The following is a 24,209-nucleotide window of genomic DNA, read 5'->3' on the forward strand; positions in this document are numbered from 1 at the left end:
AATATCTTGAGATATTTAAGTATTATTAAAAAAAATTTTAATAATCATGAAAACTAATAGTAACATACTAAATTAATTTTGTAACTTGTGGCGATACAATGGATTATTTTGATAGATTAGAACAAGAAACCAATCACCTATACGAAATTGCAAATATGGCAAGGTCACGGGGTTTAGACGTTGAAACAGAAACTGAAGTACCACTTGCAAAGGATTTAGCTGAAAGAGTAGAAGGGCTTGTAGGTCCCGAAGGTGTAGCGCAAAGAATTAAAGAATTGGAAACAGATTTGGACAGGGAGTCTGTTGCTTTTGAAATTGCCGCTGAAATTGCATCTGGAAAGTTCGAATTAAGTGGTGAAAAAGCAAAATGGAATGAAGAGCAAAGATGTGACCAAGGCTTAAGAACTGCTCTTGCTATTTTAACAGAAGGAGTGGTAGCAGCTCCTCTGGAAGGAATTTCTCAAGTAAAAATTAAAGAAAACTTTGATGGGACAAAGTATATTGGAGTTTACTTTGCAGGACCTATTAGAAGTGCTGGAGGTACAGCTGCTGCATTGGCTGTACTTTTAGGGGATAAAATCAGAAGAGCAATTAATATTGATGAATTTAAACCAATCGATGATGAAATCGAAAGATATGTAGAAGAAGTTGAGCTTTACGAGTCCGAAGTTACAAATTTACAATACTCACCAACGCCAGAAGAAGTGAGATTTGCCGCCACCCATATCCCAGTAGAAGTTTCAGGAGAGCAAACTGATAAAGTAGAAGTGTCCCATAGAGATTTAGAACGTGTGGAAACTAACAATATTCGTGGCGGAGCGCTTTTAGCTATGGTTGAAGGAGTTATCCAGAAATCTAAAAAAATTAAAAAAATCGCTAATAAATTAGGTCTTGACTGGGATTGGCTTGAAGAGTATTCAAAACCTAAAACAAATGACTCTTCAGACGATAGTGGAAATTCAGACGTTGCCAGCGAACCAAAATATATTCAGGACATTATTGGAGGAAGACCCATTCTTGGATATCCTTCCGAAAAGGGTGCATTTAGATTAAGATATGGAAGATCTAGAAACACAGGCCTTGCCACTATGGGAGTTCATCCAGCTACTATGGCATTGCTTGAATTTTTAGCAGTAGGAACACAGCTTAAAATTGAATATCCTGGAAAAGGAAATTGTGTCGTTCCGGTGGATTCTATTGAAGGACCAACTGTTAAACTTAAAAACGGCGATGTAATAATTATTGATAGTGTTAAACAGGCACGTGAACTTAAAAAAGATGTTGTCGAAATATTGTTCCTAGGAGATATGCTTGTTGCATTTGGTGAGTTTTTAAGAAACAACCAACCGTTATGCCCATCCGGATGGGTTGAAGAATGGTGGATTCGGCTATTAATGAGAAGTGAAAATTTTAGTGATGACTTGGATTTGCACAGGCTTGAATATGATTATATCCCCTCTGTTGAAGCTTTCCAATTATCTAAGGATTATGGTATACCTCTCCATCCAAAATACACTTATTGCTACAATGACGTGAGCATTGAGGATTTGAATGCTTTAATTGATTTGCTTGAAAAATCCAAATCAACTTACAGACAGGGCGAAGGAATTGAACTGGAGTTATCCTATCCAAAAAGAGTTTTGGAAATTATAGGTGTTCCCCATATTGTAAGAGATGGAAAAATAATTATTGATAAAGATCACTCTTATGCCCTTTTAATAACACTATCCCGGAAATTACCAGAAATGAAAACTACTATTGAAGCTGTCAATAGTGTTTCGCCTGTTGAAATTAAAAATAAAGCTCCCGCCTACATTGGCACCCGTGTAGGCAGACCTGAAAAATCAAAAGAAAGGTTGATGAAACCTGCACCTCATGGATTAATACCAATTGGCAATAATGGTGGAGCTAGAAGATTAGTTGCAACAGCTGCTAAAAAAGGCAATATCAAGATAGACATTTCAAGAAGGAAATGTACTAACCCCGAATGTGGAATTAGCTCATTTGGTGCACTTTGTCCCAAATGTGGCCATCCAACTGAAATGGGTAATCCTTCTAAGAAAAATATTCCTCTTGGAAGCATGCTTAAAAAAGCATCTGATAATGTTAAAGTAAGACGTGTTGATGAGGTTAAAGGTGTTGTCGGTATGATTTCAGAATCAAAACTACCTGAACCTATTGAAAAAGGAATACTAAGAGCTAAACATGAAGTATTTACTTTTAAAGATGGAACAATACGTCACGATTCAACTGATTTGCCGCTGACTCATTTCATCCCAAGAGAAATTGGAGTTAGCGTTGAAAAATTACATGAAATGGGTTATGAAAAGGACTGCTATGGAAATCCGATTGAAAATATTGACCAAATTATTGAGTTAAGAGTGCAGGATATTGTAATATCTGAAAATTGCGGAGAATATCTGCTTAGAACTGCTCAATTTATTGATGATGAGCTTACAAGGTATTATGATATGGATCCGTTTTATAATGTTAAAGAAAGAAGTGATTTGATTGGACATTTAGTGGCAGGCCTTGCACCCCATACCTCCGCCGGAGTATTGGGAAGAATTGTTGGATTTACAAAAGCATTAGGTTGTTATGCTCATCCTTACTTCCATTCTGCTAAACGTAGGAACTGTGACAGTGACGAAGATGCTGTAATGTTACTTTTAGATGCTTTAATTAACTTTTCAAAGACTTACTTGCCAAACACTAGAGGAGGCAGTATGGATGCTCCTTTGGTTTTGTCCTCAAGAATTGACCCTGAAGAAATAGATGACGAGTCCCACAACTTGGATATTTTTGAAAGATTCCCTGTTGAGTTTTATGAAGAAACATATACTCCACATAAACCTGCTGATGTACTTGAATATATTGACAATGTTGAAATGCATTTAGGAACTCCCCAGCAGTATGAAGGATTAATGTTTTCTCATCATACTTCAAGCATCCATGCAGGACCTACAGTTTGCCTTTATAAGAGGCTACCTTCCATGAAAGAAAAAGTAGAAGCACAAATTTCCCTTGCTGAGACTATTAGAGCTGTTGATCAACGGGGTGTTGTTGAAAAGGTTTTATCTTCACATTTCCTGCCAGATATTATGGGCAATTCCCGTGCATTTTCCAAACAAAAAGTCAGATGTACAAAGTGTGGAGCCAAATATCGCAGAATGCCCCTTAACGGAAAATGCAGATGTGGAGGTAATTTAATTTTATCTGTATCAAAAGGATCGGTTACCAAGTATCTTGAAATTTCAAGAGATCTGGTTAACAGATATCCCGTATCACATTATCTCGAGCAACGTCTTGAAATCCAAGAATACGGTATTAACTCGTTGTTTGAAAGTGATAAATCCAAACAGAGCTCGCTGGATGTATTCTTCTAGATACTTCCCAAATGCTCTCTTGGATTATTGATTTTTTATATCAGTAATATAAGATATTTCAGAGTATATAAACTTTGTTCGGTTCAAGATGGACATTTTATATATGATTAAATCCTATGTACTAAATAGAAGTTCGTGTAATTGCGAACAATAATTATACAAGGGAGTACTAATACTATAGTAAGTGAGAGGCACCCCTCTCAGAATTTGACATATAAATTTTTATTAATGGAAAAATGGTGTGAAAATGGAAAAAATATCAGAATTAGGAAATAATTTACAAGAATCCATTAAAATCAATGTAGAAAAAAACAACGGAATTAAAGAAAGATTTAGTTACGAAAAATTAATGAAATCATTAATTATGGTCGAAACTCCATTTTTTGAGTCAGACAAAATAATTGCAACCGTAGTGTCTCAACTATATGATGGAATTAAAACCAAAGAAATCAAAAAAATCGTGCACGAATGCTTAGAAGACATTGATCCTGAAATTGCAAATAAATATTTAGCAAGTACTCAATTAAAAGTACGCACTTCCAGAGATACTATCGAAGCATTTGACTTATCAAAAATTGCTAACACATTAATTGAAGAAACCGGAGCTAGCCAAGAAACCGCTTTCGAAATTGCCACTGAAACATGGAAGGAACTCAAAAAATTAAATGTGGAATACTTAACTGCACCTATGATTAGGGAAATGGTTAACACCAAATTAGTAGAATACGGATTAGAAGATTTAAGAAGCCGTTACACTCGTTTAGGTATTCCAGTATACAACATTACCTCTTTAATCGAAAATGGTAACAGAGATAATGCAAACATGATTCACAACCCAGAAAGTATCCACAAGCATGTAGCGGACGAAGCACTGAAACAATATGCACTCTTAAAAATGCTGCCGGCACACTTAGCAGATGCACACATGTCCGGTGACATCCACATACACGATTTGGAATTCTTCGCAGGAAGACCTATGAACTGTATGCAACATGATATCAGAACTTTCATCAAATACGGGCTTAAAGTAGATGGTACAGGTGACCACACCTCCATTGCAGGTGCACCAAACCATATGGAAACTTTAATGAACCACACTGGTGAAATTATGCTTGCAGCACAGCAAAACATGTCTGGTGGACAAGGAATGTCCTTATGGAACGTGTTTGTTGCACCATTTGCAAGAGGCAGAAGCTATGAAGAAATCAAACAGTCTGTGCAAATGCTTATCTACAACTTAAACATGGCATACGCAGCTCGTGGATCACAAGTTCCATTTACCAGTATGGCATTGGAATTTGGTGTTCCTGATTTCTTAAAAGAAGAAACCGCATACGGGCCAAAAGGCCAGGTTGTTGGAACTTACGCTGACTTTGAAGATGAAACTAGATTAATCCAGAGAGCATTCACTGAAACATTACTTGAAGGAGATAACGAAGGTAAACCTCATTTATTCCCAAATACTATTTATACCTTAAGGCCTGAAACAATGACCGGTGAATACGAAGATGATTTAAGACTAGTGCATGAATTATCTGCAAAATTCGGTTCATCTTACTTTGTAAACATGTTCCCCGAATACAGAGGAAAAATGGCAAACTACATGGGATGCAGAACATGTTTACAAGATACTTGGACTGGTGACTGGGATCAAGATTGTTTAAGAACCGGTAACCTCGCATACGTAACCTTAAACTTCCCAAGAATCGGATACCAATCCAAAGATGAATCTCAGGTATTTGAATATTTAGACGAATACATGGATTTAGCAGTTGAAACTTTAATGCTTAGAAGAGAACAAGGATTAAAATGTTTAAATGATTTCCACATTTTACCGTTTTTAAAACAACAAGTAGGTGAAGATTCATACTACAGAATCCAAAACTCAACCTTATCCTTCGGTTTTGTTGGACTTAACGAAATGTTATTGAGCTTGTTCGGTGAAGGAATTGAAAACCCTGACTCTAATAAATTCGGTGTAAAATGTCTCGAATATGTTAATGACAGAGCTAAAAAATTACAGGAAGAAACCGGACTCAGATGGACTGTTTTACAAACCCCTGCCGAATCTACCGCTTACAGATTTGCAACACTTGATAAAAAACAATATGCCGATCAGGCTATCGTGCAAGGTGATGGAAACGCTAACTACTACACAAACTCCTCACATGTACCTGTAGATACTGGATTGTCATTAGTTGAAAAAATCAAAATTGAAGAACAATACCACAGATTAACTCCTGGCGGACACATATTCCATGCATTCATGGGAGAATCTTACTCCGATCCAGATTCATTAATGAGTTTAACTAATAAAATCGCAAGAAAATCAGATATCGGATTCTGGGCTTACAGTTCAGCATTGAGCTTCTGTTTAAATTGTAAAACTTTAATGAAAGGACTTAACAATGCTTGTCCTACCTGTGGTGAAAAAGAAGATGTAGAATGGTATGACAGAATTACCGGTTACGTGCAACAAGTCGGACGTGCAAAATCTGCATCCGGAGGATGGAACCCAGGTAAACGGCAGGAACTAATGGATAGAAGAAGATTTGAAGATAACTGAAGTTATCTTCTTTTCACACCATCTTAACAACACCATATTAATCTGTTTTTAAAAATACTTCCAACTATAATGTAAGAATTTCTTTAAAGTGCAATCACCTAAGTTTTTGAAAGAGCCCACAACCATCAAAACTAAAAGTATATTAATAACATTAAACTAAAATTGTAATATTATCATATCACTGATGATAATAGTTATTTTCACATTCTATGTTACTAGTATTTATGGGCTAATTTAATACTAGATCGCTGATAACATAGATTCATACCCAGACTTAACAGATTCGAGGTAATATAATGCAAAGATCAAGAGGATTAAAAAGTAGATCAAGAAAAAAAATGACCAAAGTACAAAGACCTGGTAGAACTAACCCAATTACTAACAGACTCCAAAGATTTAAAGAAGGAGATATAGTTCACATTACTATTAACCCATCCATCCAAAAAGGACAGCCTGCTCCTAGATTCCATGGAAAAACCGGTGCAATCGTGGGTCAAAAAGGAAAAGCATACCTCGTCGCTTTAAAAGATGGAAATAAAGCAAAAGAGTTAATAGTACGACCTGACCACTTAAAATTACAAAACTGATTTCTATGATTGGAAAAGAAATTATCAAAAGCGAACCCATACCAAGTTCCAAAGTTAAAAAAGTACTTGAAGATTTTGCTGAAGATAATGAATTAAATTACGAACAAAATCTTACATTAAACCATCTTTCAAGGTTTAAAAGATATTCTGCTGATGATGCAGATGAAATCTTAAAAAAACTCCAAGAGGAATTTGGATTAAGAGATAAAGTCGCTGCTCATATTGTTGATATGGTTCCAGAAGATTTAGCAGATATGAGATTAATCTTTGCTAAAGAAGCAACCAAAACAAGCAAAGAGGACATGGAAAAAATCCTTGAGATGCTTGAACAATATGAATATGTCGAATAGTATTTTTACTATTCCCTCTTTTTATTTATTTTTAAATTTTAACTTAAAAAGCAACTTTTTTTAGATATCTTTATTATAGTTAAAGATTAAACTTATAGAATAAGTTAATGTTATAGCTAATTTAGTTATATAATAAAAACAATAGTGAGTGATAATATGAATAATAAAAATAAAAATGGAAAGACTCCAACAGTTAAAAAAGAAGAAAATGCTGTTGTGCTTGATTACCTAAGTCGAGGATATATTAAATCCGATATGTCCAAATTTGGTGGAAAGCCTATTGCTCAAGCTATTGGTACAGAAAGATTCACTTTACTTGAATTATCTCCTAAAAATGGTGTTGATTTAGAAATGCAAGAAACCGTGTATATTGGAAGAGATAAAAGAGAGAAAATATACAAGGTTCTTGGAAAATTAGATTTCGAAAATTTAACTGCAACAAGCAGAATCGAATTGGATTATGCTATTCGTGACATTGTTGAAGCTAATGAAGAGAAATATGTTGAGTTCTTTAACACGGCAGATTCCGTAAGTACAAGACTTCATTCACTTGAATTAATTCCGGGAATTGGTGAAAAATACATGTGGGACATTATTAAAGCCAGAGAAGAAAAACCTTTTGAAAGTTTTAAAGACATCGCTGAAAGACTTCCGACATTGGCCGATCCTGCAGGAATGATTGTCAATAGAGTTAAACAAGAATTAGATACAACAATACCAAAAAGAGGAAAAAACAAATATTGCATATTTACACAATGTCCTAGATTTTCAAGAACAAAATAAGTGATAAATTGATTAGTGAAAATTCCCAATCATTATCTAAAACAACTAAAGATATCTTAAATCAGAATGGGATAAAGTTAAATAAAAGTCTTGGTCAAAATTATTTAATCGACAAGAATAAAAGAGATCAAATTGTTAACTTTGGAAATATAACAAAAGATGATGTTATATTAGAAATAGGGTCAGGAATTGGAACACTAACCATTGACCTTGCCAAAAAAGCTGGAAAAGTAATGGCCATTGAACAAGACCCTAGAATTTGTGGAATACTAATTCAAAGGCTTAAAAAAGAAAAAATAGATAATGTAGAATTAATTAACGATGATGCATTAAATATAGATTTTCACTATTTTAATAAAATCGTCTCTAACCTACCTTATCAAATTTCATCACCGATTACTTTTAAATTTCTGGATTACGATTTTGATTTAGCTATTTTAATGTATCAAAAAGAATTTGGGCAGCGAATGGCAGGTGATGTTGGAACTAAAAATTATTCAAGGCTTTCAGCTATGCTTTATTTTAAATGTGATGTTGAAAAACTGACAGATGTAAGTTCAGAGAGTTTTATTCCAAAACCGAAAATTGACTCAATGGTTGTTAGGCTAAAGCCTAAAGAAAATAGGATATCTAGAGAAGACTTTGAGATTTATTCTAAATTTACAAAAGCTTTATTCCAGCACAGAAATAAAAAAATTAGAAATGCTTTAATTGATTCAAGGCACATTATTGGCAATATTGATAAAAAAGTTCTCAAAAAAAGATTAAATGCAATTGAAGATGATGAAATAAATGAATATCTCTCAAAAAGGGTTATTGTGTTAACTCCCGAAGAGATTTTGTATGTTTCAAAGAAATTAAACCCGGTTTTTAATGAGTAGATATTATGCCAGAGTTTATTATCAATACCGATGATAATGTATATGTTCCAGCTGAAGACAGTTATTTATTAGCTGATAATTTAGAAATTGAATATGGAATGAGCGTTTTGGAAATTGGAACAGGTTCTGGTATTGTTGCAATGTATGCTTCAAGATTGACTGACAACATTACAGTTACCGATGTTAATTTTGATGCTTGTGAACTTGCAAGGAAAAACTTCCAGGCCAATAATATTGAAAATATAGAAATTTTATTTGGAAATCTGTTTGAACCTCTTGAAAATAGAAAGTTTGATGTAATTTTATTTAATACTCCATATCTTCCAACTGAAGAAGGGGAAGTTATAGATGACACATTAAATTATGCATTCGATGGTGGATTAAATGGTAGGAAAGTTATTGCTTTATTCTTAAATGAATTGAAAAGTCATTTAAATGATGGTGGAATTGTCCAGATGATACAGTCTTCACTTTCAGGCAATGAAGAAACATTAGCCAAACTAGATGAATTAGGATTCATGGCAGAAATAAAAGCCTCTGAACATTTCTTTTTTGAAGACATCACATTGATTAATGCCTATAAAGTTTAAATAAAGCAATTCTTATACTTTTTATCCTGAAAAATAATTTTAAAAAATCATGAGGGAATTTTATAATTCTCCCTCGAAAACAAGCTCTGCCGGACCTTCCATGAAAGCTCCAAGAGCACCTTCTTTTTCATAAATATTAAATTTTAAGTCCCCTCCAGGTAAATGGAGCAATATTTCATCGCCGAATAATCCCAGTTTAAAACCAGAAATTGCAGTTGAAGTTGCACCAGTACCGCAGGCAAGCGTAACACCAGCACCACGTTCCCAAGTACTCATCTTAGCTTCGTTTCCAGAGATAACTTCCACAAAGTGCACATTGATCTTTTCAGGAAATGCTTCATGTGCTTCAATGGCAGGACCATACTTTTTAATGTCAATTTCATCCACATCATCAACAAAGATGATTGCATGAGGATTTCCAACACTAACGGCAGTTAAGTTGAATTTCGTATCCAATACCCCCAATTCCCCATTTAAAAACTCATCCTCATCAGCATTCATCGGAATTTCTGAAGTTTTAAATGTGGATAACCCCATATCCACTTTAAATAATACCGGCTCATCATTTTCTAAGGTTATTTCAATAGTTTTAATTCCCGCTCTTGTCTCAACAGTCATTTTTTCTTGTTTTAAAATACCTTTCCGATATACAAAATCTCCAAAGCATCTTATACCGTTTCCACACATTTCAGCTTCGCTTCCGTCAGGATTGAACATTCTATATCCAATATCAGCAACTTCAGACGGTTCTACAAACAATACTCCATCCCCACCTACTCCAAAGTTTCTGTGACATAAGATTCTGCATGCTTCTGACTTATCAGCTTCAGGAATAACTTCCCCATCAAATTCATTTATGATTGGAAAGTCATTGCCTATTCCATGCATCTTTGAAAATCTTAATCCTTTTAAGTCTACCATATTATCAGCCTATTTTAAGTGTGGCGGAATACTTTGTTTAGCATATAAATCTTCAAATTCTTGTCTTTCACGTACAACCCTGCATTTTCCATCTGTCACTAAAATTTCAGAAGCAAGTGGGCGTGAATTATAATTGGATGACATTGTAAATCCATATGCTCCAGCGTTTAAGATACCTAAAACGTCTCCTTCACATACATCAGGCATTGGTCTGTCACGTGCGAATAAGTCTCCGGATTCACATACGTTACCTGCAATATCTACTTCCTGAGTGTTTTCTGCATCCATACGGCTTGCATCAACAATATGATGATATGACTCATACATTGCCGGCCTTAAAAGGGTATGGAAACCTGCATCCACTCCGATAAATTTACGATAGCTTTGTTTTATACTGTTAACAGTTACAAGCAATACACCAGCATCAGCTACCAGGAATCTTCCAGGCTCAAGGTACATTGTAGGAGAACCCATATCATATTGTTCTAACTTTTCCTTAAACAGGGCAATGTTAACTTCCGCAAACCTGCCTAAATCTACGACATTCTCTTCGGGACTGTATGGAACCCCTACACCCCCACCAAAATCAACAAATTCAAAGTCAATTCCGGCTTCCTGGTGCACTTTTCCTGCAATATCCATTGTAGATTCGATAGCTAATTTAAATGGCTCCGGATCTAAAATACCTGACCCGATGTGGGAGTGCATACCTATTGGGTTGAAACCTAATTCCTTTGCCATTTCATATACTTCAACAGCTTCTGAATCCATGATGCCGAATTTACTCATTACCCCTCCTGTAATGCAGTGGTCATGATGTCCTGCACCAACCATAGGATTTACCCTAAAGGATATCTTTAATCCTTCAGGATCCACCACACCAGCCAATCTCTTAAGTGCGGATACTGAGTCGATGTTTAAAACTGCACCTTCATCATGTACGAATTTTAATTCATCATTGGTAATGTTGTTGCCTGTAAACAAGATTCTTTCCCCTGAAAATCCGAGCATTTTTGAGATGTGAACTTCTCCAGGTGAAACAGCATCGATACAGCAGCCTTCACTTTCCAATATTTTCATTACTGCAAGGTTGGTATTAGCTTTACATGCATAAAATACTTTAAAATCAGGATAATATTTTGAAAAAGCAGAATAAAACCTATTATAATTGTCCCTTATTCTGCTCTCATCAATTACAAAAGTTGGAGTTCCGAATTCTTCTGCAATATCTACTGCATCTGCACCACCAATATCCAAGTGGTTTTTATCGTTTGTTTTAATATTTAAATTCATAATCTAAACTCCTTAAAAAGTTACATTATAACATTACTTATTTGCCTTAATCTATTTAAAAGTAGTGAAGGAATAGGATTTGGGGACTGTCAATTGGTTAGGACTTTTTTTTGATTTTCTATCCACCCATCTTTTCTTGTCATGATATAGTCAAATATTCCTTCAGGAGTTCTATAGATTCTTTTTGTGTGTTTATCTAATGTATTTCCGAAGTAATTTTCTATTTTGTTGTTTGTACTATCTAATTTTCCAATATGGTCTTTTTCAAGGAATATTAGATATTTTCTGTAAACTGGGAAGAAATTTTTATTTAAGTAGTCTTGCATCATCTTTGGAAAATTCTTTAATTCATATTTTAATAGTTTTATGTAACTTATTGCTTTTTCGAGTGATTGTTGGTGGAATAATTCGTAAAATAATCCAACATATATTTTTATTTTATCAGATATTTCTTCTTTTTTCTTTTTTCTCATTTTTTTGATTTTGTTTTCTGAGATTTTTGTGTTGTTTTTTTCGTAATTCTGTTTCGTATTTATCGAGTTCTTCGTTTATTTTTGGTTTTAAGTTGGTTGTCATGTTTTTTTATTAGGTGGAATGTGCATTGTTGGTGTGCAAAGCCTAATTTTATCATTATTTGTTCATAGTCTTCTTTTAAGTCAGTTATTATTGCTTTGCGGTGTTTTAAAGGGATTGATATGTCAATGAAATCGTGAATTATTTTTGATGTTTCTTTTTTGGATATTAGGTATGCTAGGGTATATTATTGATTATATCAAATATATCTAGTCTGTATATTCATTTTCCTTCATTTCTGACCCATTGGGCATCATATCCATAATATCCTGAGAGTTTTAGTTCTTCGTTTAACCAGTACAGTCCGTCATCAGTTTTTAAAGCTTTTTTAACTGACTCATGTGAAATACTAAAGTTCAATAACGTTTTAAAATCATTTCCAATGTTTCTTAGTGATTTCCATCCGTGTTGTAGGAGTTTTTTTGCTTTGTTTTTCATTTTATTGGAATAATTGCAGAATTTTCCCCAGTATTCAGTGAATTCAACTTGGAACTTCTTTTTACATTTTTTACATTTATATCGCTTAACTTTAATTCTAACAGGAGTTCCATCATCCAAATAAAGTAATCTCCAATTATATCCTTTTCTAGAAAATTTTTTAGCACCACAATGTTTACAATAAGGTTCACGTTCTTCAACAATACCCTGACTATTAACAAAGTAATCATCGTCGAGAATAGCACCAATAGGCAAAATTAATTGAGGATAAATTTTTTCATCAAAATCTTTTTCAACCAAAAATCCATTTCGAACTGGATCCTTAAATGCACCGATAAATATATAAGCTTCGCCAACCAATTTAAGATATGGAAGGCATTTAATTTTGCTGTACATATATAATTATTTGTTTTCCATACTATAAATAGTTAATTACACTTAAAATAAACTATAAAAAGTTTATAATCATAAATAATTAATTTTAAAAATTATTGTTAATATATATCAAAATTAAACGATAATATAACGAAATAATTTCATGAAAAATAAAAAAAATATAAAAACTAAAAAAAAACTAAACCATAACCAATATATAAATTTAACGAAAAATTAAGAAGTAAAAAATTAAAAGAAGGCTGGAAAAAAGACTTTGAAAAAATAAACACAAGATGTTATCAAAAGTCCTAACAAATTGACAGTCCCAGGATTTGCCAATGAAATGAAAAAATGTATAAAAAACACATTTAAATTAATTAATATGAAAAGAGATTATGGCCTAACAATGCGGGGAATAATAAAAAATAGCGATGGCGAAATTTTAGTTGTAAAAAGACATCCAAATAATAGAACCGCTCCAGATACTTGGGAATTGCCTGGAGGCAAAGTGGAAAATGGAGAATTTTTTGATGATGCACTTATTCGTGAGATTAAAGAAGAAACAAACCTAGATTGCAAGGTAGGTGATCTTGCAATAGCCATACAGCATGACTATCCATACAAAAGAACCGTGCAGATGATAATGTATTTGGATGATGTTGAAGGTGAGCTAAAAATAAGTGAAGAGCATACTGATGCAAAATACGCTTCAATTGATGAGATTAAGACTTTGGAATTGTCAGACTGTTTTAGAGAAGTATTGGAAAAAATGAATTGGATGATATAAATCAATCATCAATGAAAATGTGGTCAGCGGTAAAAATAGCATACCATATTCATTTTTAATTAATGATAAGTCTAATTGATCTAGTACAAGACAATATGTTCTCTAAATTAAATCATAAGTTTATTGGATTAAAAACAGAACGCTTTGAATATAGTGAAATTTAATACTGGAAAATAATTTAAAAAGTGAACTTTAGAGTATTTCATCTAAAGCCTTAACAAATGCATCTATTTCTTCTTTTGTAATTATCAATGGCGGTAAAAATCTTAAAACATTTCCAGCAGTGCAGTTAATTAAAAATCCTGCTTCACGGAGTTTATCGACATATTCAGCTCCAGGTTTGGTTAATTCTACACCTGCCATCAATCCCAAACCACGCACATCGGCAATGATTTCCTTATCCAATTTTTTCAGTTCAGATAAGAAGTATTCCCCAACTTCATTAACATTATCAAGAATATTTTCCTCATCAAAAGTATCCAGAATAGCATTTGCCGCCGCACATACAAGTGGACCGCCTCCAAAAGTAGTTCCGTGATCGCCCGGTGCAAATCCTCCAGCTACTTTTTCGGTTGCAAGGATTCCGCCCATCGGAACTCCTCCACCTATTCCTTTAGCCATTGTCATTATATCCGGTCTGACCCCAAATAATTCATGGGCAAATAATGTTCCGCATCTTCCAAATCCGGTTTGTACTTCATCGACAATGAATACAATATCATTTTCTTTACAGATTTTCTCAATTCCTTTTAAATATCCTATATCCGGAACATTTACTCCACCCTCACCCTGTACAGGTTCAACAATGATAGCTGCAGTATTTTCAGTTATTGCTTCTTCAATGGCATCGAGATTATTGTATTCGACATTGATGAAACCCTGTGGCATTACTGCCTTAAATGGCTCATGATACTCTTCATGCCCGGTTGCTGCAAGGGTCATTATTGTTCTTCCATGGAAAGAGTCAACAGTTGAGATTATTTCGCTTTTGCCTGTGTATTTTACGGCTAATTTAATAGCTCCTTCATTTGCTTCAGCACCGCTGTTTGCGTAAAATATTCTGTCGAAGTTTGTTCTGTCAATCAGTTTTTTAGCGTAAATTAGTGCAGGTTCATTATAATAGATACTTGATATATGTATGAGTTTTTCTGCCTGAGCTTGTATTGCTTCCACTAATGCCGGATGATTGTGGCCTAAAGTGTTAACTGCAATACCTGCAAACATGTCCAAATACTCTTTTCCATCAATATCCGTTACTTTAACACCTTCCCCGTGATCCAATACGATTGGTTGTCTTGTGAAAGTGTTAATAAAATAATCGTCTTCAATTTTTATTAAATCTTGAGTGTTCATTATATCCTCCTACAATCTATTATATTTTCCATAATATATTAGATTTATCATGAAATAATTTCAAAAATAACATTAAAAGCACTAAATAAAAATTTAGTGCTTTATCTAGGTTTTCAATGTTTAAATTTTAATTTTCAAAAGAGGAATTAAATTCAACTCGAAAAGTTAATTATTGAATCAAAGTTTACAATAAGTTATTTATAGCATGTGTTTCGATTGATTCGGTTCCTAAATCTTTAGCAGCTTCAGCGATGAACATGTCTGTTTGGGCAATAGCCGGGAAGCAGATTGTTGAATTATCTATCGGTCCAAACAATACAAAGTCGCCACAGCACATGACTTGCAAAATATTTGCTCCAATATCACATACAGTAAATGCTGTTTTGTTGCCTGATTCATTTTTATAATCCCTTAACCAATCCCATGCTGATGGAATATTATGAATACCTGAACCCACCGGATATCCCCATTTAGCTTTTTCCGCAAATGAAGCCCTTCCTGCAACACCTGCTCCTTGACCTAATGGAGTAACCGCAGTATCCATCATGAATTTTGTAATTCCACACTCTTCAGCAACTTCAAGCAAACCTTTTTCATAAGCTCCGTCATCACCATCTTCCCACATGGCAATTTTACCTTGTACAGTGGAATTCATTGGATTGAATCCTAAAATAATTGAAGCGTCTATATCTGTATTTTTAAGTGCTTCCATTTCAGATTTATCAGCGGACATGTTAATAGAATTGTATATTGCCCTATCAGTCAGGCCCACTTCGTCAGCATATTGGGCTCCTGCTACTCTAGCATCCCCAGATGTTGAGTCTATTAAAAAAGGCATATCGCCTATTTCTCCAATAAATTCCAAGTATTTTACAATAGCTTCTTCAGTCTGACCAAAAACTTGTGCAATACATGGATTTCCAGTTACATCTGACATGTTAACCATGTCATTTATTAACTTTTCAGCTCTTTCATGATCGAAATCTCCAGTTAATTCATTATTGATTATGTTGTGTCCGCCATAAAAGATTGTGCCACATAGAACAGTAGGATATTCTCCTGGTTGACCGCCCATCTTTACACCTGCAAAGTCAAAAACTGTCTGTTCTTTATCAAATTTGAACATTTTAAATTACCTCTTTAGTTTTATTTCGATCTAGGATATGTGCTAAAAATATTTGAAAAAGAAAACAAATAATTATAACAATTAACCGATATTATATCTTAGACCAATTAAACTTTTTAAAATTAATTATATATAAATATATTGTTTTAGGATAATTTATATTAAAAAATAACAATTATTAAGTTATTTTAGATAAAACAGATAGATATTACAATGATTTAAATATACTTAATTATTACTAAAATAAAACTGAAAATAGCTTAAATATATATTGAACTTCACAATTCTTTTAAAAAACAACGAATAAAAAAATTAGTAATATTTAATCATTAAAAATTAAAGAAATAATTAAAATCAAAATAAAAAATTGAAATGAGAATTTTAAATAAGAACGAAGACTAACGACCAAATCTAATACATCAAATATATAATCAGTATAATCCCGATTAATATGTAAAAATAATATTACATCATCTGGGCAGATTACCCATTAACTTTAATTAATAGAGTCTACCATATAAAAAGTAGGTGATAAAATGAAAGTCGCAACTATTAAAACTGATAAAGGAGACATCGTTCTCGAATTGTTCCCAAATGAAGCGCCTGGAACTGTAGACAACTTTGAAAAATTAATCAATAAAGGATTTTACGATGGTTTAACCTTCCACAGAGTTATTCCCGACTTTGTAATTCAAGGAGGTTGTCCTAACGGCAACGGTACTGGCGGACCTGGATACACCATCAAATGTGAAACTGAAGGAAACCCACACAGACACGGAACTGGTGCATTGTCTATGGCGCATGCAGGTAAAGACACAGGTGGAAGCCAATTTTTCATTACTCACAGCCCACAGCCACATTTAGACGGCGTTCACACCGTATTCGGTCAAGTTATTAAAGGCCAAGATGTTGTTAATGCAATCCGCCAAGGAGATGTAATGAACAAAGTAACCATCGAAGAAAGATAATTATTATCTTTCCCCCACTTCTTTTTAAACGAAACGGCTACCCATTAACCACTTATTTTAATATCATCAATTTGATTACAGGACAGGTGCAGAATCGATTAAACAAACATTGATTTAATCATGCCATCTGAATCTGTTGCCCGAGATACAATATATCACGGCAATGTAAATTCCTAATGACTTTCCCCTCTCCCGGCCATCAAAAGCTGATACCAATAAGAAGTAAATTTTTATTTTCCGTCAAATATAGCTTAATGCCATAATGCAATATAAACACTTTATTTTAATTTGCCAATTAAACCCGACCTTCTTGCATAGTGAAACATGTACAATTGGACATAACCTGCATTTTTACCAAACTCTTCCATTCCAAATTCGCGAACTTTTGAAACCCTTATGTCTTTACCATCGAAATACAAGTAAGACACAATACGTTTTATCCATACATCACTTGGAAAAGCTTCTTTAAAATTAAACCCATAAAGCAATATGCAATCCGCCACTTTTGGACCGACTCCCGGAACTTCAAGCATTGTCTGAAATGCTTCATCATAACTCATTGTAAATATTTGCGAAAGGTCCATTTCAAGTGCAAATAACTCGCTTGCCTTTCTCATGTATGCTGCTCTATATCCCACGCCACAATTCTTAAGATTGGTGCAGCACTTTGAAATATCTGAAATACATGACAGATTAAATTCTTCTCCATCATCCAAAAATGCATTTGAAAGGACATTGCTTTGAGGAAATGTATAGTAGTAATTGCCGTACTTATTTCCCCAATTTTCTTTTATTTGAGAAACCGATTTGGTCCATCTTTTAATAGAATTATTAGCTGAACAAATTGAGGATATAATGCATTCGAAAGGATCAGGTGCTAAAAATAGTCTTAAACCTCGGCAGAACTCAGACATTCCTTTAAGTTCTTCATGACTGTTTAGATACTTGTAGAATTTATTTAAATTAAAATCTAAGTCAAAAATATAATTCAATTTAGAAACGGCTTTTTTATTCTCTAAATTAAAATCCAGATAATCTCCAGATTGTTTAACTTTGAAAATGGCCGGTTCACCATCAATTAAAACCACATTTCCATATTCGCCATCGACTTTCATCCAAGGAGGTTGTGAGGTTTGGCCTGAATTGATTGTTAAATCCAAGTCAATTGGAGCTTTAATTATCATAAACGGACCGGAACATTATTTTTTTGCAGGTAATCTTTAACTTCCCCAATTGAATATTGGTTAAAATGGAAAATGCTTGCTGCAAGAGCTGCTGAAACATCAGTTTTTTCAAAAACTTCCAAAATATGTTTTGGTTCTCCAACACCGCCACTAGCTATTACCGGAATGTCAACTGCATCATTAATGCTTTTATTCAACTCAATATCATAACCGTTTTGAGTTCCGTCTCCATCCATACTGGTTAACAATATTTCTCCAGCTCCATGTTCCTGACATTCAATTGCCCATTGGATTGCATCAATGCCTGTAAACTCACGTCCACCATAGATACTTGTATCAAACCAACAATATCCTTTGTCAGTTTCAATAACTGTTTTATCCTTAGCCTCATCAGGATGATTCACATATCTTCTTTTCGCATCAATTCCAATGACAACAGCTTGTGAGCCAACAACTTTAGAAGCTTCGGTCAATAATTCAGGATTTTTAATGGCTGCAGTGTTTGTTGAGCATTTGTCTGCCCCTGCTTTAAGCATGTTAATGTAATCGTCGACTTTTCTTATTCCTCCACCTACACAAATCGGCATGAATACATTTTCTGTTAGTCTATCAATAACATCAGCCATTGTTGCTCGGCGTTCGTGAGATGCTGTAATATCTAAAACCACAACTTCATCTGCTCCTTCTTCATAATAACGAGTTGCAAGGTCAACGGGATTTCCGGCATATTTAATTTCTTTAAACTCAACTCCCTTAACAACACGACCTTCCGGAACCTGCAAATCACAGTCTAAACAAGGAATGATTCTTTTGGTCAACATAGTATCAACATATAAAAAAAAGTAGTAAAAGGTTGTTTGTAAAATATTCTTAAGCAGAATACCTTAAAACAAAACATAATATTGCTACGATAATAGTAGCGACAACAATGTGTTCAGGTGAAAGTTTTGGACCCAAACTTTCTTCATCAAAATATCTAACTAAACCTGCACCGGTTTGAGGCATAGAAATTTTATTATCTTTTTTACCCATAGTAATCTCCCATCAAATTAATTTATAAAAATAACTGTAGTATACTTATTTTCTTCATCATATATAAAGTTTAAATTTTCTCTTTTTTGATAACTCTAATATCGCTAATTCTTGTATCGGGATATTGGCCGAACTCATCTTTTTCAACAGCTTTAACCATGTCCCATACAGTTAAAAGTGCAACACTAACGCCGGTGATTGCTTCCATTTCAACACCGGTTTTGCCTAAAGTATTAACAGCACATATTGCAACGATTTCATCTTCCTTAACTTCAAAATCAAGTTCAATTCCGGTCAATGCCAAAGGATGGCAGAGAGGTATCATTGAAGAGGTATTCTTAACGGCCTGAATTCCGGCAACTTGAGCAGTGGTCAAAACGTTTCCTTTTTTAATTTCCTCATTTTGAATCAAATCAACAGTATTTTTATCTAATAATATGCTTCCACTAGCTACTGCTCGTCTTTTTTGATCTGGTTTAGCTCCAACTTCAACCATGTGTATTCCGTTTTCCGTTAAATGTGTAAATTCATCTCCCATAATATCATTTCTCGCTTACTTCAATTACATCCAATTGTGCACATGCTGCATTAACGCCTAAAATTTCAGAGACATTGGGGTTGCTTCTTCCCCCATCTCCAGAAATTAATTCTTTAATGTATAGTCCACCTTCAGTTTTTATCCTCATGTTAAATGTCTTGTCATTGATTATTTCATATGACAGGTCAAGCACGTGTTTTACTCTCACCATATCCGTGCGTCTTCTAAGTACCCTTATTGGTGTTTGTTGGTGAATTTCATTCAGTTTTGTCAAATCATCTAATTTATCCGCATCAAATGCCTCGTCACATTCAACAATGGCCTGATAAACTTTATAAGTATCCGGAGAAGATTGTTTTATTTCAGCTTTTCTTGGCCTTTCACATAATTTTAAATTATGATAGGCGGTTTTATTCTCATTAATCCTGTTGATTTCAGTTTCCAGTTTACTTAAATCAAGATTTCTAATTTTCGGTTCCTTTATTTCAAGTACAAAAGGTCTTCCAGAACCTAACATCAATACATCAATGTCTTCCCTTCCAGCTCCGTGGAACTTGGCTTCCCTTCCTTTGGTTAATTTTAAAAAGTGCTCGGAAATTAACTCTTCAACTGATTCGGAATATTGTTTGCCAGTGCCATAACACTCCTCACAACCTCTGCCTTTGCATTTGGTGCATGGCCATTTAGTTTGAGGTATTCCGCGTTTATATTTATTGTATTTTCCTTCAATATATAATGGATTGATCTGAATTCTTACCTTAGGTTCGTTTTTTAAATCAACATTGAAAACAATATCCTGTCTTTCGAATTCTGCTTCCCTGTCATATCTCTGCCAAATCCCAAGACCTATTAATCTGTTAACTTCTTTTTTAACAGTTTCAACACCTAAGTTGAACTTTTCAGACAATTCTTCATCACGTTTTTGAATGTCCTTATCGATTTGACATCCCACAAGAAATGTATCGAATTCAATTTCTAGCTGATTGACTTTATCATCGATCTTTTTGTATAAATCATCATCCAGTTTATCAAATAAGTTATCGCAGACAACACAATCAACATTATCCAAATTAATACCTAATTCACTGCATGCCTTATCTGCCCTTTCGATATTGTTAGTGCCTTCAATCGTTTTAGATAATTTACGCCCAAGACAATGTTTGCAGATTTTTCCATCAGTTTCCTTTAAAATATCTTCAGCCAATTTCATATTATCTATTCATGAAATGTCCCAACATACGGTTCATATTTCCGCCTCTAATACGGCCGCCACGTTTTCCGAGTCCTTTCATTGTCTTTTTGGTATTGTTAAAATATTTAAGCAGTTCTTTAACTTCATCTTCATCGACACCCGCGCCACGTGCGATTCTTTGAATACGTGACTGCTTAATTAATTTTGGATTTAGCATTTCTTCTTCAGTCATTGATGACATCATGACCTTATAACCTTCGATTTTATCTTCAGTCATTTTAGAAGTTTCCTTAGATATTTTATTACCCATACCTGGAATCATGTTTAATACCTGCTGCATTGGACCCATGCTGTTCATCATGTCAAACTGGTTTTTCATATCCATCAATGTGAATTTGCCTGTCAATATGTTATTCATGGTTTTTTCCGCAACATCCTCATCTATATTTTCTTCTGCCTTTTCTATAAGAGAGCGGATATCTCCCATACCAAGCAGTCTAGAAATAAATCTTTCAGGATCAAATTGCTCAAAGTCATCGATTCTCTCCCCAGTTCCAATGAATTTAATTGGAGCGCCGGTTTCAGCTACAGCAGACATTGCTCCTCCCCCTTTTGCAGAACCGTCTAATTTTGTAATAATGATTGATCCAATATCAGTTGCTTGTGAGAATGCCCTTGCTTGTTCGCCGGCTTGTTGGCCGATTGTCCCATCAATGACAAGAATAGCTTCATTAGGACTGATAATTTTGTCCAATTTATCCATTTCAGCAATCAAATCTGATTCTTCCTTATGCCTTCCTGCAGTATCGAAAATAATTACTTTTCTATTCTTAAATTCTTTTAAACCCTTTTGAGCCAAATCAAGGGCATCTTTATTGTCAGGGTCTCCGTACAATGGCACATCCATCTCTTCAGTTAATTGCTTTAACTGAACATAAGCGGCTGGTCTCCATGTGTCGGTACATACAACCGCAGGGTTGAAACCCTTCTTTTGCAAATACCTACATAGCTTACCTATTGTAGTGGTTTTACCTGAACCTTGCAAACCTAAAAATAGTATTTTATACGGCCTATCGTTGATGTCAAGGTCTGCCGCTTCGCTGCCTAAAAGGTTCACCATCTCTTCATAAATAATTGTTATGACATATTCCCTTGGAGTTATGCCTTTTGGAGGTTCTTCTTCAAGAGCTCTTGATTCTATTTTTTTTGATAAATCTAAAACTAATTTAATATTAACGTCAGATTGAATTAAAGCACGTTGTATGTCCTTTACAATTTCTTTAATTGTCTTTTTATCAATGACAGACATTCCTACTAATTTTTTCATAGTATTAGTAAGATTTTCACTTAAATTTCCAAGCATATTAATCACTTCTTATAAGAAAACTTAATTATTATATTAAGATATATTTATATTTATTATAAGTTTTAATAATTTTCGTGTGAGTATTATGTTAGAAGAAGTAAAAAAATCTTTAGAGAATTCGCCAATTGTGAAAAAAGGCGAATATAATTACTTTGTAAATCCTATAAGTGACGGAGTTCCTGCAATGAACCCTAAAATGTTAAGAGAGTTATCATTAGCAGTGCACAAATATGCAGATTTGGATGTTGATAAAATTGTTGCTGTTGAAGCGATGGGAATACATCTTGCAGCTGCCTTGTCCCTTGCAACTGATGTTCCATTTGTTGTAGTTCGTAAAAGACAATATGGTCTTGAAGGAGAAACACAGGTATATCAGAAAACAGGTTATGGTTCATCAAACCTTTACATAAACGATTTGCATGCTGGAGAAAAAATTTTGCTTATTGACGATGTGGTAAGTACTGGCGGAACTTTAATTGCGTTAATTAAAACCCTAAAAGACTTAGGTTTGGACATTAAATCAACCGTGGCGGTTATTGAAAAAGGAAAGGGTAAGGAAATTGTTGAAGCCGCAACAGGGGTCGATGTATTATCAATTATAAAACTAGACATTACTGATGGGAAAGTAGTTATTGAAAAAACGATTGATGATTAATATGTCAATGTACGATATGGATTTAGATCGGGCAATCCGTAAAATCAAATCCCTTGATGCCAAAACTGTAGGACTTCAATTTCCAGAAGGTTTGAAAGTACAATCAACAAAAATAGCTAAAGCGATTGAAAATGAAACGGATACTATTGTCATTATCTCAGGAGACCCCTGCTTTGGAGCTTGTGATGTTAGCGACTGGAAAATGAAGGGTTCGGTAGATTTAATTGTACACTACGGCCATACTCCTTTGCCATTGAAATATGAAGTCCCGACATTATTTATTGAAGCATATTCTAAAATCGATATTAAAAAAGATCTTAAAAAATGTTTAGAAAACCTGAAAAATGTATCAAGAATAGGTTTGGTGACAACGACCCAACACCTGCATCTCTTAAATGAAACTAAGGATTTTTTAGAAGACAATGGCAAAGAAGTGATTTTAGGCTCATCTCCCTCAACAAGAAAAGGACAGGTGCTTGGTTGTAACTTCTCATCGATTAAATACCTTGAAGTTGATGCTATTTTATTTATTGGCAGCGGAAATTTCCACCCTCTCGGGATTAAGTTATTCTTAAATGTTCCAGTAATAGCACTTGACCCATATAACTCAGAAATTAGAAGCATGGATGAGTTTGCAGATAGAATCTTAAGAATACGTTTTGCAAGAATTACGAAAGCACGAAGTGCAAAAAAATGGGGCGTAATAGTGTCTTCTAAAGAAGGACAATATAGAATGATGCTTGCTAGAGAAATTAAAAAAACAATTGAAGATGCTGAAATGGAAGCATACATCATACTTCTCGATAATGTCTCACCTGATGCACTACTGCCGTATCTTGATTTGGATGCTTTTGTTGTTAGCGCATGTCCAAGAATAGCTATTGATGATTCGCAAATGTATAAAAAACCATTAATAACCCCGCAAGAATTAGAAATTGTGTTAAACAAACGCGAATGGGAACATTACCAATTAGATGAAATTTTGTTCCACGAAAGGTACCATTCATAGAAACCTAAGGTTTTCCTGATGAAACTTTTTAATTATATAGTAATAGACACTAAAAATTATAAAATTTCAACCTTGTAGAAACCATATCAAAATTTATGGTAATATCGAATTTATTTAGTTGTTTTGTCTAAATAAGTCATATAAATTCTTTATTTTTAATTTTAACATGTTTTTCATTTATTATTAGTTTTCACTTGAATATGTACTTAGCAAAAAAATTTTCCAAAAATGCTTAGATTTTGATTTTAAGCGATTT

General features: G+C 34.0%; 23 protein-coding genes. 11 read left to right on the plus strand and 12 right to left on the minus strand.

What is annotated here, in order from left to right; genetic code table 11:
* Positions 1-98: 98 nt before the first annotated feature.
* From polC to Q9969_RS08660, 7 genes are all read left to right on the plus strand, one after another.
* Positions 99-3,386, plus strand: coding sequence for a DNA polymerase II large subunit (polC, locus tag Q9969_RS08630; RefSeq protein ID WP_305556412.1), 3,288 nt, complete (start codon positions 99-101; stop codon positions 3,384-3,386).
* Positions 3,387-3,633: 247 nt separating this feature from the next.
* Positions 3,634-5,952, plus strand: coding sequence for an anaerobic ribonucleoside-triphosphate reductase (gene nrdD / locus Q9969_RS08635; RefSeq protein WP_305556415.1), 2,319 nt, complete (start codon positions 3,634-3,636; stop codon positions 5,950-5,952).
* A 296-nt stretch (positions 5,953-6,248) separates the two neighbouring features.
* A complete protein-coding gene (locus Q9969_RS08640; protein WP_305515351.1) occupies positions 6,249-6,539 on the plus strand; it encodes a 50S ribosomal protein L21e in 291 nt (96 codons plus the stop codon).
* 5 nt (positions 6,540-6,544) lie between these two features.
* Positions 6,545-6,889: an RNA polymerase Rpb4 family protein gene (locus Q9969_RS08645; protein WP_305515349.1), complete on the plus strand. Its 345-nt coding sequence runs from the start codon at positions 6,545-6,547 to the stop codon at positions 6,887-6,889.
* A gap of 156 nt (positions 6,890-7,045) precedes the next feature.
* Positions 7,046-7,672: a DUF655 domain-containing protein gene (locus tag Q9969_RS08650; protein WP_305515348.1), complete on the plus strand. Its 627-nt coding sequence runs from the start codon at positions 7,046-7,048 to the stop codon at positions 7,670-7,672.
* Between the two features lie 8 nt (positions 7,673-7,680).
* Positions 7,681-8,553, plus strand: coding sequence for a 16S rRNA (adenine(1518)-N(6)/adenine(1519)-N(6))-dimethyltransferase RsmA (gene rsmA / locus Q9969_RS08655; protein WP_305556431.1), 873 nt, complete (start codon positions 7,681-7,683; stop codon positions 8,551-8,553).
* A 5-nt stretch (positions 8,554-8,558) separates the two neighbouring features.
* Positions 8,559-9,143, plus strand: coding sequence for a HemK2/MTQ2 family protein methyltransferase (locus tag Q9969_RS08660; protein WP_305556439.1), 585 nt, complete (start codon positions 8,559-8,561; stop codon positions 9,141-9,143).
* Positions 9,144-9,203: 60 nt separating this feature from the next.
* Here the strand turns inward: Q9969_RS08660 and dapF are convergent, their stop codons facing one another.
* The 4 genes from dapF to Q9969_RS08680 form a co-directional block, all read right to left on the minus strand.
* Complete coding sequence (gene dapF, locus Q9969_RS08665) at positions 9,204-10,064, minus strand: diaminopimelate epimerase (protein ID WP_305556442.1); 861 nt, start codon at positions 10,062-10,064, stop codon at positions 9,204-9,206.
* 9 nt (positions 10,065-10,073) lie between these two features.
* Positions 10,074-11,357 (minus strand): diaminopimelate decarboxylase, encoded by a 1,284-nt coding sequence (lysA, locus tag Q9969_RS08670; protein ID WP_305515340.1) that lies wholly within the window; start codon positions 11,355-11,357, stop codon positions 10,074-10,076.
* An 89-nt stretch (positions 11,358-11,446) separates the two neighbouring features.
* Positions 11,447-11,830 (minus strand): hypothetical protein, encoded by a 384-nt coding sequence (locus Q9969_RS08675; RefSeq protein ID WP_305556445.1) that lies wholly within the window; start codon positions 11,828-11,830, stop codon positions 11,447-11,449.
* A gap of 322 nt (positions 11,831-12,152) precedes the next feature.
* Entirely contained in the window at positions 12,153-12,764 is a 612-nt protein-coding gene (locus Q9969_RS08680) for a hypothetical protein (protein WP_305556461.1), read from the minus strand.
* A gap of 322 nt (positions 12,765-13,086) precedes the next feature.
* Between Q9969_RS08680 and Q9969_RS08685 the strand changes: the two genes are divergently transcribed.
* The gene (locus Q9969_RS08685; RefSeq protein WP_305556469.1) at positions 13,087-13,530 is read left to right on the plus strand and encodes an NUDIX hydrolase; all 444 of its coding nucleotides are present in this window, start codon (positions 13,087-13,089) and stop codon (positions 13,528-13,530) included.
* A gap of 192 nt (positions 13,531-13,722) precedes the next feature.
* On the opposite strand, the gene Q9969_RS08690 is transcribed toward Q9969_RS08685, so the two are convergent.
* Both Q9969_RS08690 and mtrH read right to left on the minus strand, forming a co-directional pair.
* Complete coding sequence (locus tag Q9969_RS08690) at positions 13,723-14,883, minus strand: aspartate aminotransferase family protein (protein WP_305515332.1); 1,161 nt, start codon at positions 14,881-14,883, stop codon at positions 13,723-13,725.
* Between the two features lie 184 nt (positions 14,884-15,067).
* Entirely contained in the window at positions 15,068-16,009 is a 942-nt protein-coding gene (gene mtrH / locus Q9969_RS08695) for a tetrahydromethanopterin S-methyltransferase subunit H (RefSeq protein WP_305515330.1), read from the minus strand.
* A 536-nt stretch (positions 16,010-16,545) separates the two neighbouring features.
* Between mtrH and Q9969_RS08700 the strand changes: the two genes are divergently transcribed.
* The gene (locus tag Q9969_RS08700) at positions 16,546-16,977 is read left to right on the plus strand and encodes a peptidylprolyl isomerase (RefSeq protein WP_305515328.1); all 432 of its coding nucleotides are present in this window, start codon (positions 16,546-16,548) and stop codon (positions 16,975-16,977) included.
* 278 nt (positions 16,978-17,255) lie between these two features.
* On the opposite strand, the gene Q9969_RS08705 is transcribed toward Q9969_RS08700, so the two are convergent.
* The 6 genes from Q9969_RS08705 to Q9969_RS08730 all read right to left on the minus strand — a co-directional run bounded on the left by Q9969_RS08705 (position 17,256) and on the right by Q9969_RS08730 (position 22,292).
* Positions 17,256-18,161: a DNA glycosylase gene (locus tag Q9969_RS08705; protein WP_305556472.1), complete on the minus strand. Its 906-nt coding sequence runs from the start codon at positions 18,159-18,161 to the stop codon at positions 17,256-17,258.
* On the minus strand, positions 18,158-18,982 hold the full coding sequence (gene hisF / locus Q9969_RS08710) for an imidazole glycerol phosphate synthase subunit HisF (RefSeq protein WP_305515325.1): 825 nt from the start codon (positions 18,980-18,982) through the stop codon (positions 18,158-18,160). Before hisF ends, Q9969_RS08705 begins: the two co-directional genes overlap by 4 nt.
* Before the next feature lie 49 nt (positions 18,983-19,031).
* Positions 19,032-19,193 carry a preprotein translocase subunit Sec61beta gene (locus tag Q9969_RS08715; RefSeq protein ID WP_305515323.1) on the minus strand — a complete coding sequence of 54 codons (162 nt, stop codon included), beginning with the start codon at positions 19,191-19,193 and terminating at the stop codon, positions 19,032-19,034.
* A gap of 70 nt (positions 19,194-19,263) precedes the next feature.
* Positions 19,264-19,731 carry a cyclic pyranopterin monophosphate synthase MoaC gene (gene moaC / locus Q9969_RS08720; protein ID WP_305556475.1) on the minus strand — a complete coding sequence of 156 codons (468 nt, stop codon included), beginning with the start codon at positions 19,729-19,731 and terminating at the stop codon, positions 19,264-19,266.
* 4 nt (positions 19,732-19,735) lie between these two features.
* Positions 19,736-20,941 carry a tRNA pseudouridine(54/55) synthase Pus10 gene (locus tag Q9969_RS08725; RefSeq protein WP_305556492.1) on the minus strand — a complete coding sequence of 402 codons (1,206 nt, stop codon included), beginning with the start codon at positions 20,939-20,941 and terminating at the stop codon, positions 19,736-19,738.
* Between the two features lies 1 nt (position 20,942).
* Complete coding sequence (locus Q9969_RS08730) at positions 20,943-22,292, minus strand: signal recognition particle protein Srp54 (protein WP_305556855.1); 1,350 nt, start codon at positions 22,290-22,292, stop codon at positions 20,943-20,945.
* Between the two features lie 82 nt (positions 22,293-22,374).
* Here Q9969_RS08730 and hpt point away from each other — a divergent pair, with 82 nt between their 5' ends.
* Together hpt and dph2 are read left to right on the plus strand one after the other, a co-directional pair.
* Positions 22,375-22,944, plus strand: a complete 570-nt coding sequence (gene hpt, locus Q9969_RS08735; RefSeq protein WP_305556500.1) for a hypoxanthine/guanine phosphoribosyltransferase — start codon at positions 22,375-22,377, stop codon at positions 22,942-22,944.
* Between the two features lies 1 nt (position 22,945).
* Positions 22,946-23,953 carry a diphthamide biosynthesis enzyme Dph2 gene (dph2, locus tag Q9969_RS08740; RefSeq protein ID WP_305556504.1) on the plus strand — a complete coding sequence of 336 codons (1,008 nt, stop codon included), beginning with the start codon at positions 22,946-22,948 and terminating at the stop codon, positions 23,951-23,953.
* Positions 23,954-24,209: the final 256 nt, after the last annotated feature.

The organism is Methanobrevibacter sp. V74 (genome assembly GCF_963082495.1).
Taxonomy (GTDB): domain Archaea; phylum Methanobacteriota; class Methanobacteria; order Methanobacteriales; family Methanobacteriaceae; genus Methanocatella.

Bases quoted from the DNA above. Each gene is read 5' to 3' on its own strand.
- Q9969_RS08700 (WP_305515328.1), top strand. From the start codon at position 16,546: ATGAAAGTCGCAACTATTAAAACTGATAAAGGAGACATCGTTCTCGAA.
- Q9969_RS08660 (WP_305556439.1), top strand. From the start codon at position 8,559: ATGCCAGAGTTTATTATCAATACCGATGATAATGTATATGTTCCAGCT.
- nrdD (WP_305556415.1), top strand. From the start codon at position 3,634: ATGGAAAAAATATCAGAATTAGGAAATAATTTACAAGAATCCATTAAA.
- Q9969_RS08715 (WP_305515323.1), bottom strand. From the start codon at position 19,193: ATGGGTAAAAAAGATAATAAAATTTCTATGCCTCAAACCGGTGCAGGT.
- Q9969_RS08640 (WP_305515351.1), top strand. From the start codon at position 6,249: ATGCAAAGATCAAGAGGATTAAAAAGTAGATCAAGAAAAAAAATGACC.
- Q9969_RS08675 (WP_305556445.1), bottom strand. From the start codon at position 11,830: ATGAGAAAAAAGAAAAAAGAAGAAATATCTGATAAAATAAAAATATAT.
- mtrH (WP_305515330.1), bottom strand. From the start codon at position 16,009: ATGTTCAAATTTGATAAAGAACAGACAGTTTTTGACTTTGCAGGTGTA.
- Q9969_RS08725 (WP_305556492.1), bottom strand. From the start codon at position 20,941: ATGAAATTGGCTGAAGATATTTTAAAGGAAACTGATGGAAAAATCTGC.
- Q9969_RS08705 (WP_305556472.1), bottom strand. From the start codon at position 18,161: ATGATAATTAAAGCTCCAATTGACTTGGATTTAACAATCAATTCAGGC.
- polC (WP_305556412.1), top strand. From the start codon at position 99: ATGGATTATTTTGATAGATTAGAACAAGAAACCAATCACCTATACGAA.
- Q9969_RS08690 (WP_305515332.1), bottom strand. From the start codon at position 14,883: ATGAACACTCAAGATTTAATAAAAATTGAAGACGATTATTTTATTAAC.
- moaC (WP_305556475.1), bottom strand. From the start codon at position 19,731: ATGGGAGATGAATTTACACATTTAACGGAAAACGGAATACACATGGTT.
- dph2 (WP_305556504.1), top strand. From the start codon at position 22,946: ATGTCAATGTACGATATGGATTTAGATCGGGCAATCCGTAAAATCAAA.
- Q9969_RS08650 (WP_305515348.1), top strand. From the start codon at position 7,046: ATGAATAATAAAAATAAAAATGGAAAGACTCCAACAGTTAAAAAAGAA.
- Q9969_RS08645 (WP_305515349.1), top strand. From the start codon at position 6,545: ATGATTGGAAAAGAAATTATCAAAAGCGAACCCATACCAAGTTCCAAA.
- hpt (WP_305556500.1), top strand. From the start codon at position 22,375: ATGTTAGAAGAAGTAAAAAAATCTTTAGAGAATTCGCCAATTGTGAAA.
- lysA (WP_305515340.1), bottom strand. From the start codon at position 11,357: ATGAATTTAAATATTAAAACAAACGATAAAAACCACTTGGATATTGGT.
- Q9969_RS08685 (WP_305556469.1), top strand. From the start codon at position 13,087: ATGAAAAAATGTATAAAAAACACATTTAAATTAATTAATATGAAAAGA.
- hisF (WP_305515325.1), bottom strand. From the start codon at position 18,982: ATGTTGACCAAAAGAATCATTCCTTGTTTAGACTGTGATTTGCAGGTT.
- Q9969_RS08680 (WP_305556461.1), bottom strand. From the start codon at position 12,764: ATGTACAGCAAAATTAAATGCCTTCCATATCTTAAATTGGTTGGCGAA.
- dapF (WP_305556442.1), bottom strand. From the start codon at position 10,064: ATGGTAGACTTAAAAGGATTAAGATTTTCAAAGATGCATGGAATAGGC.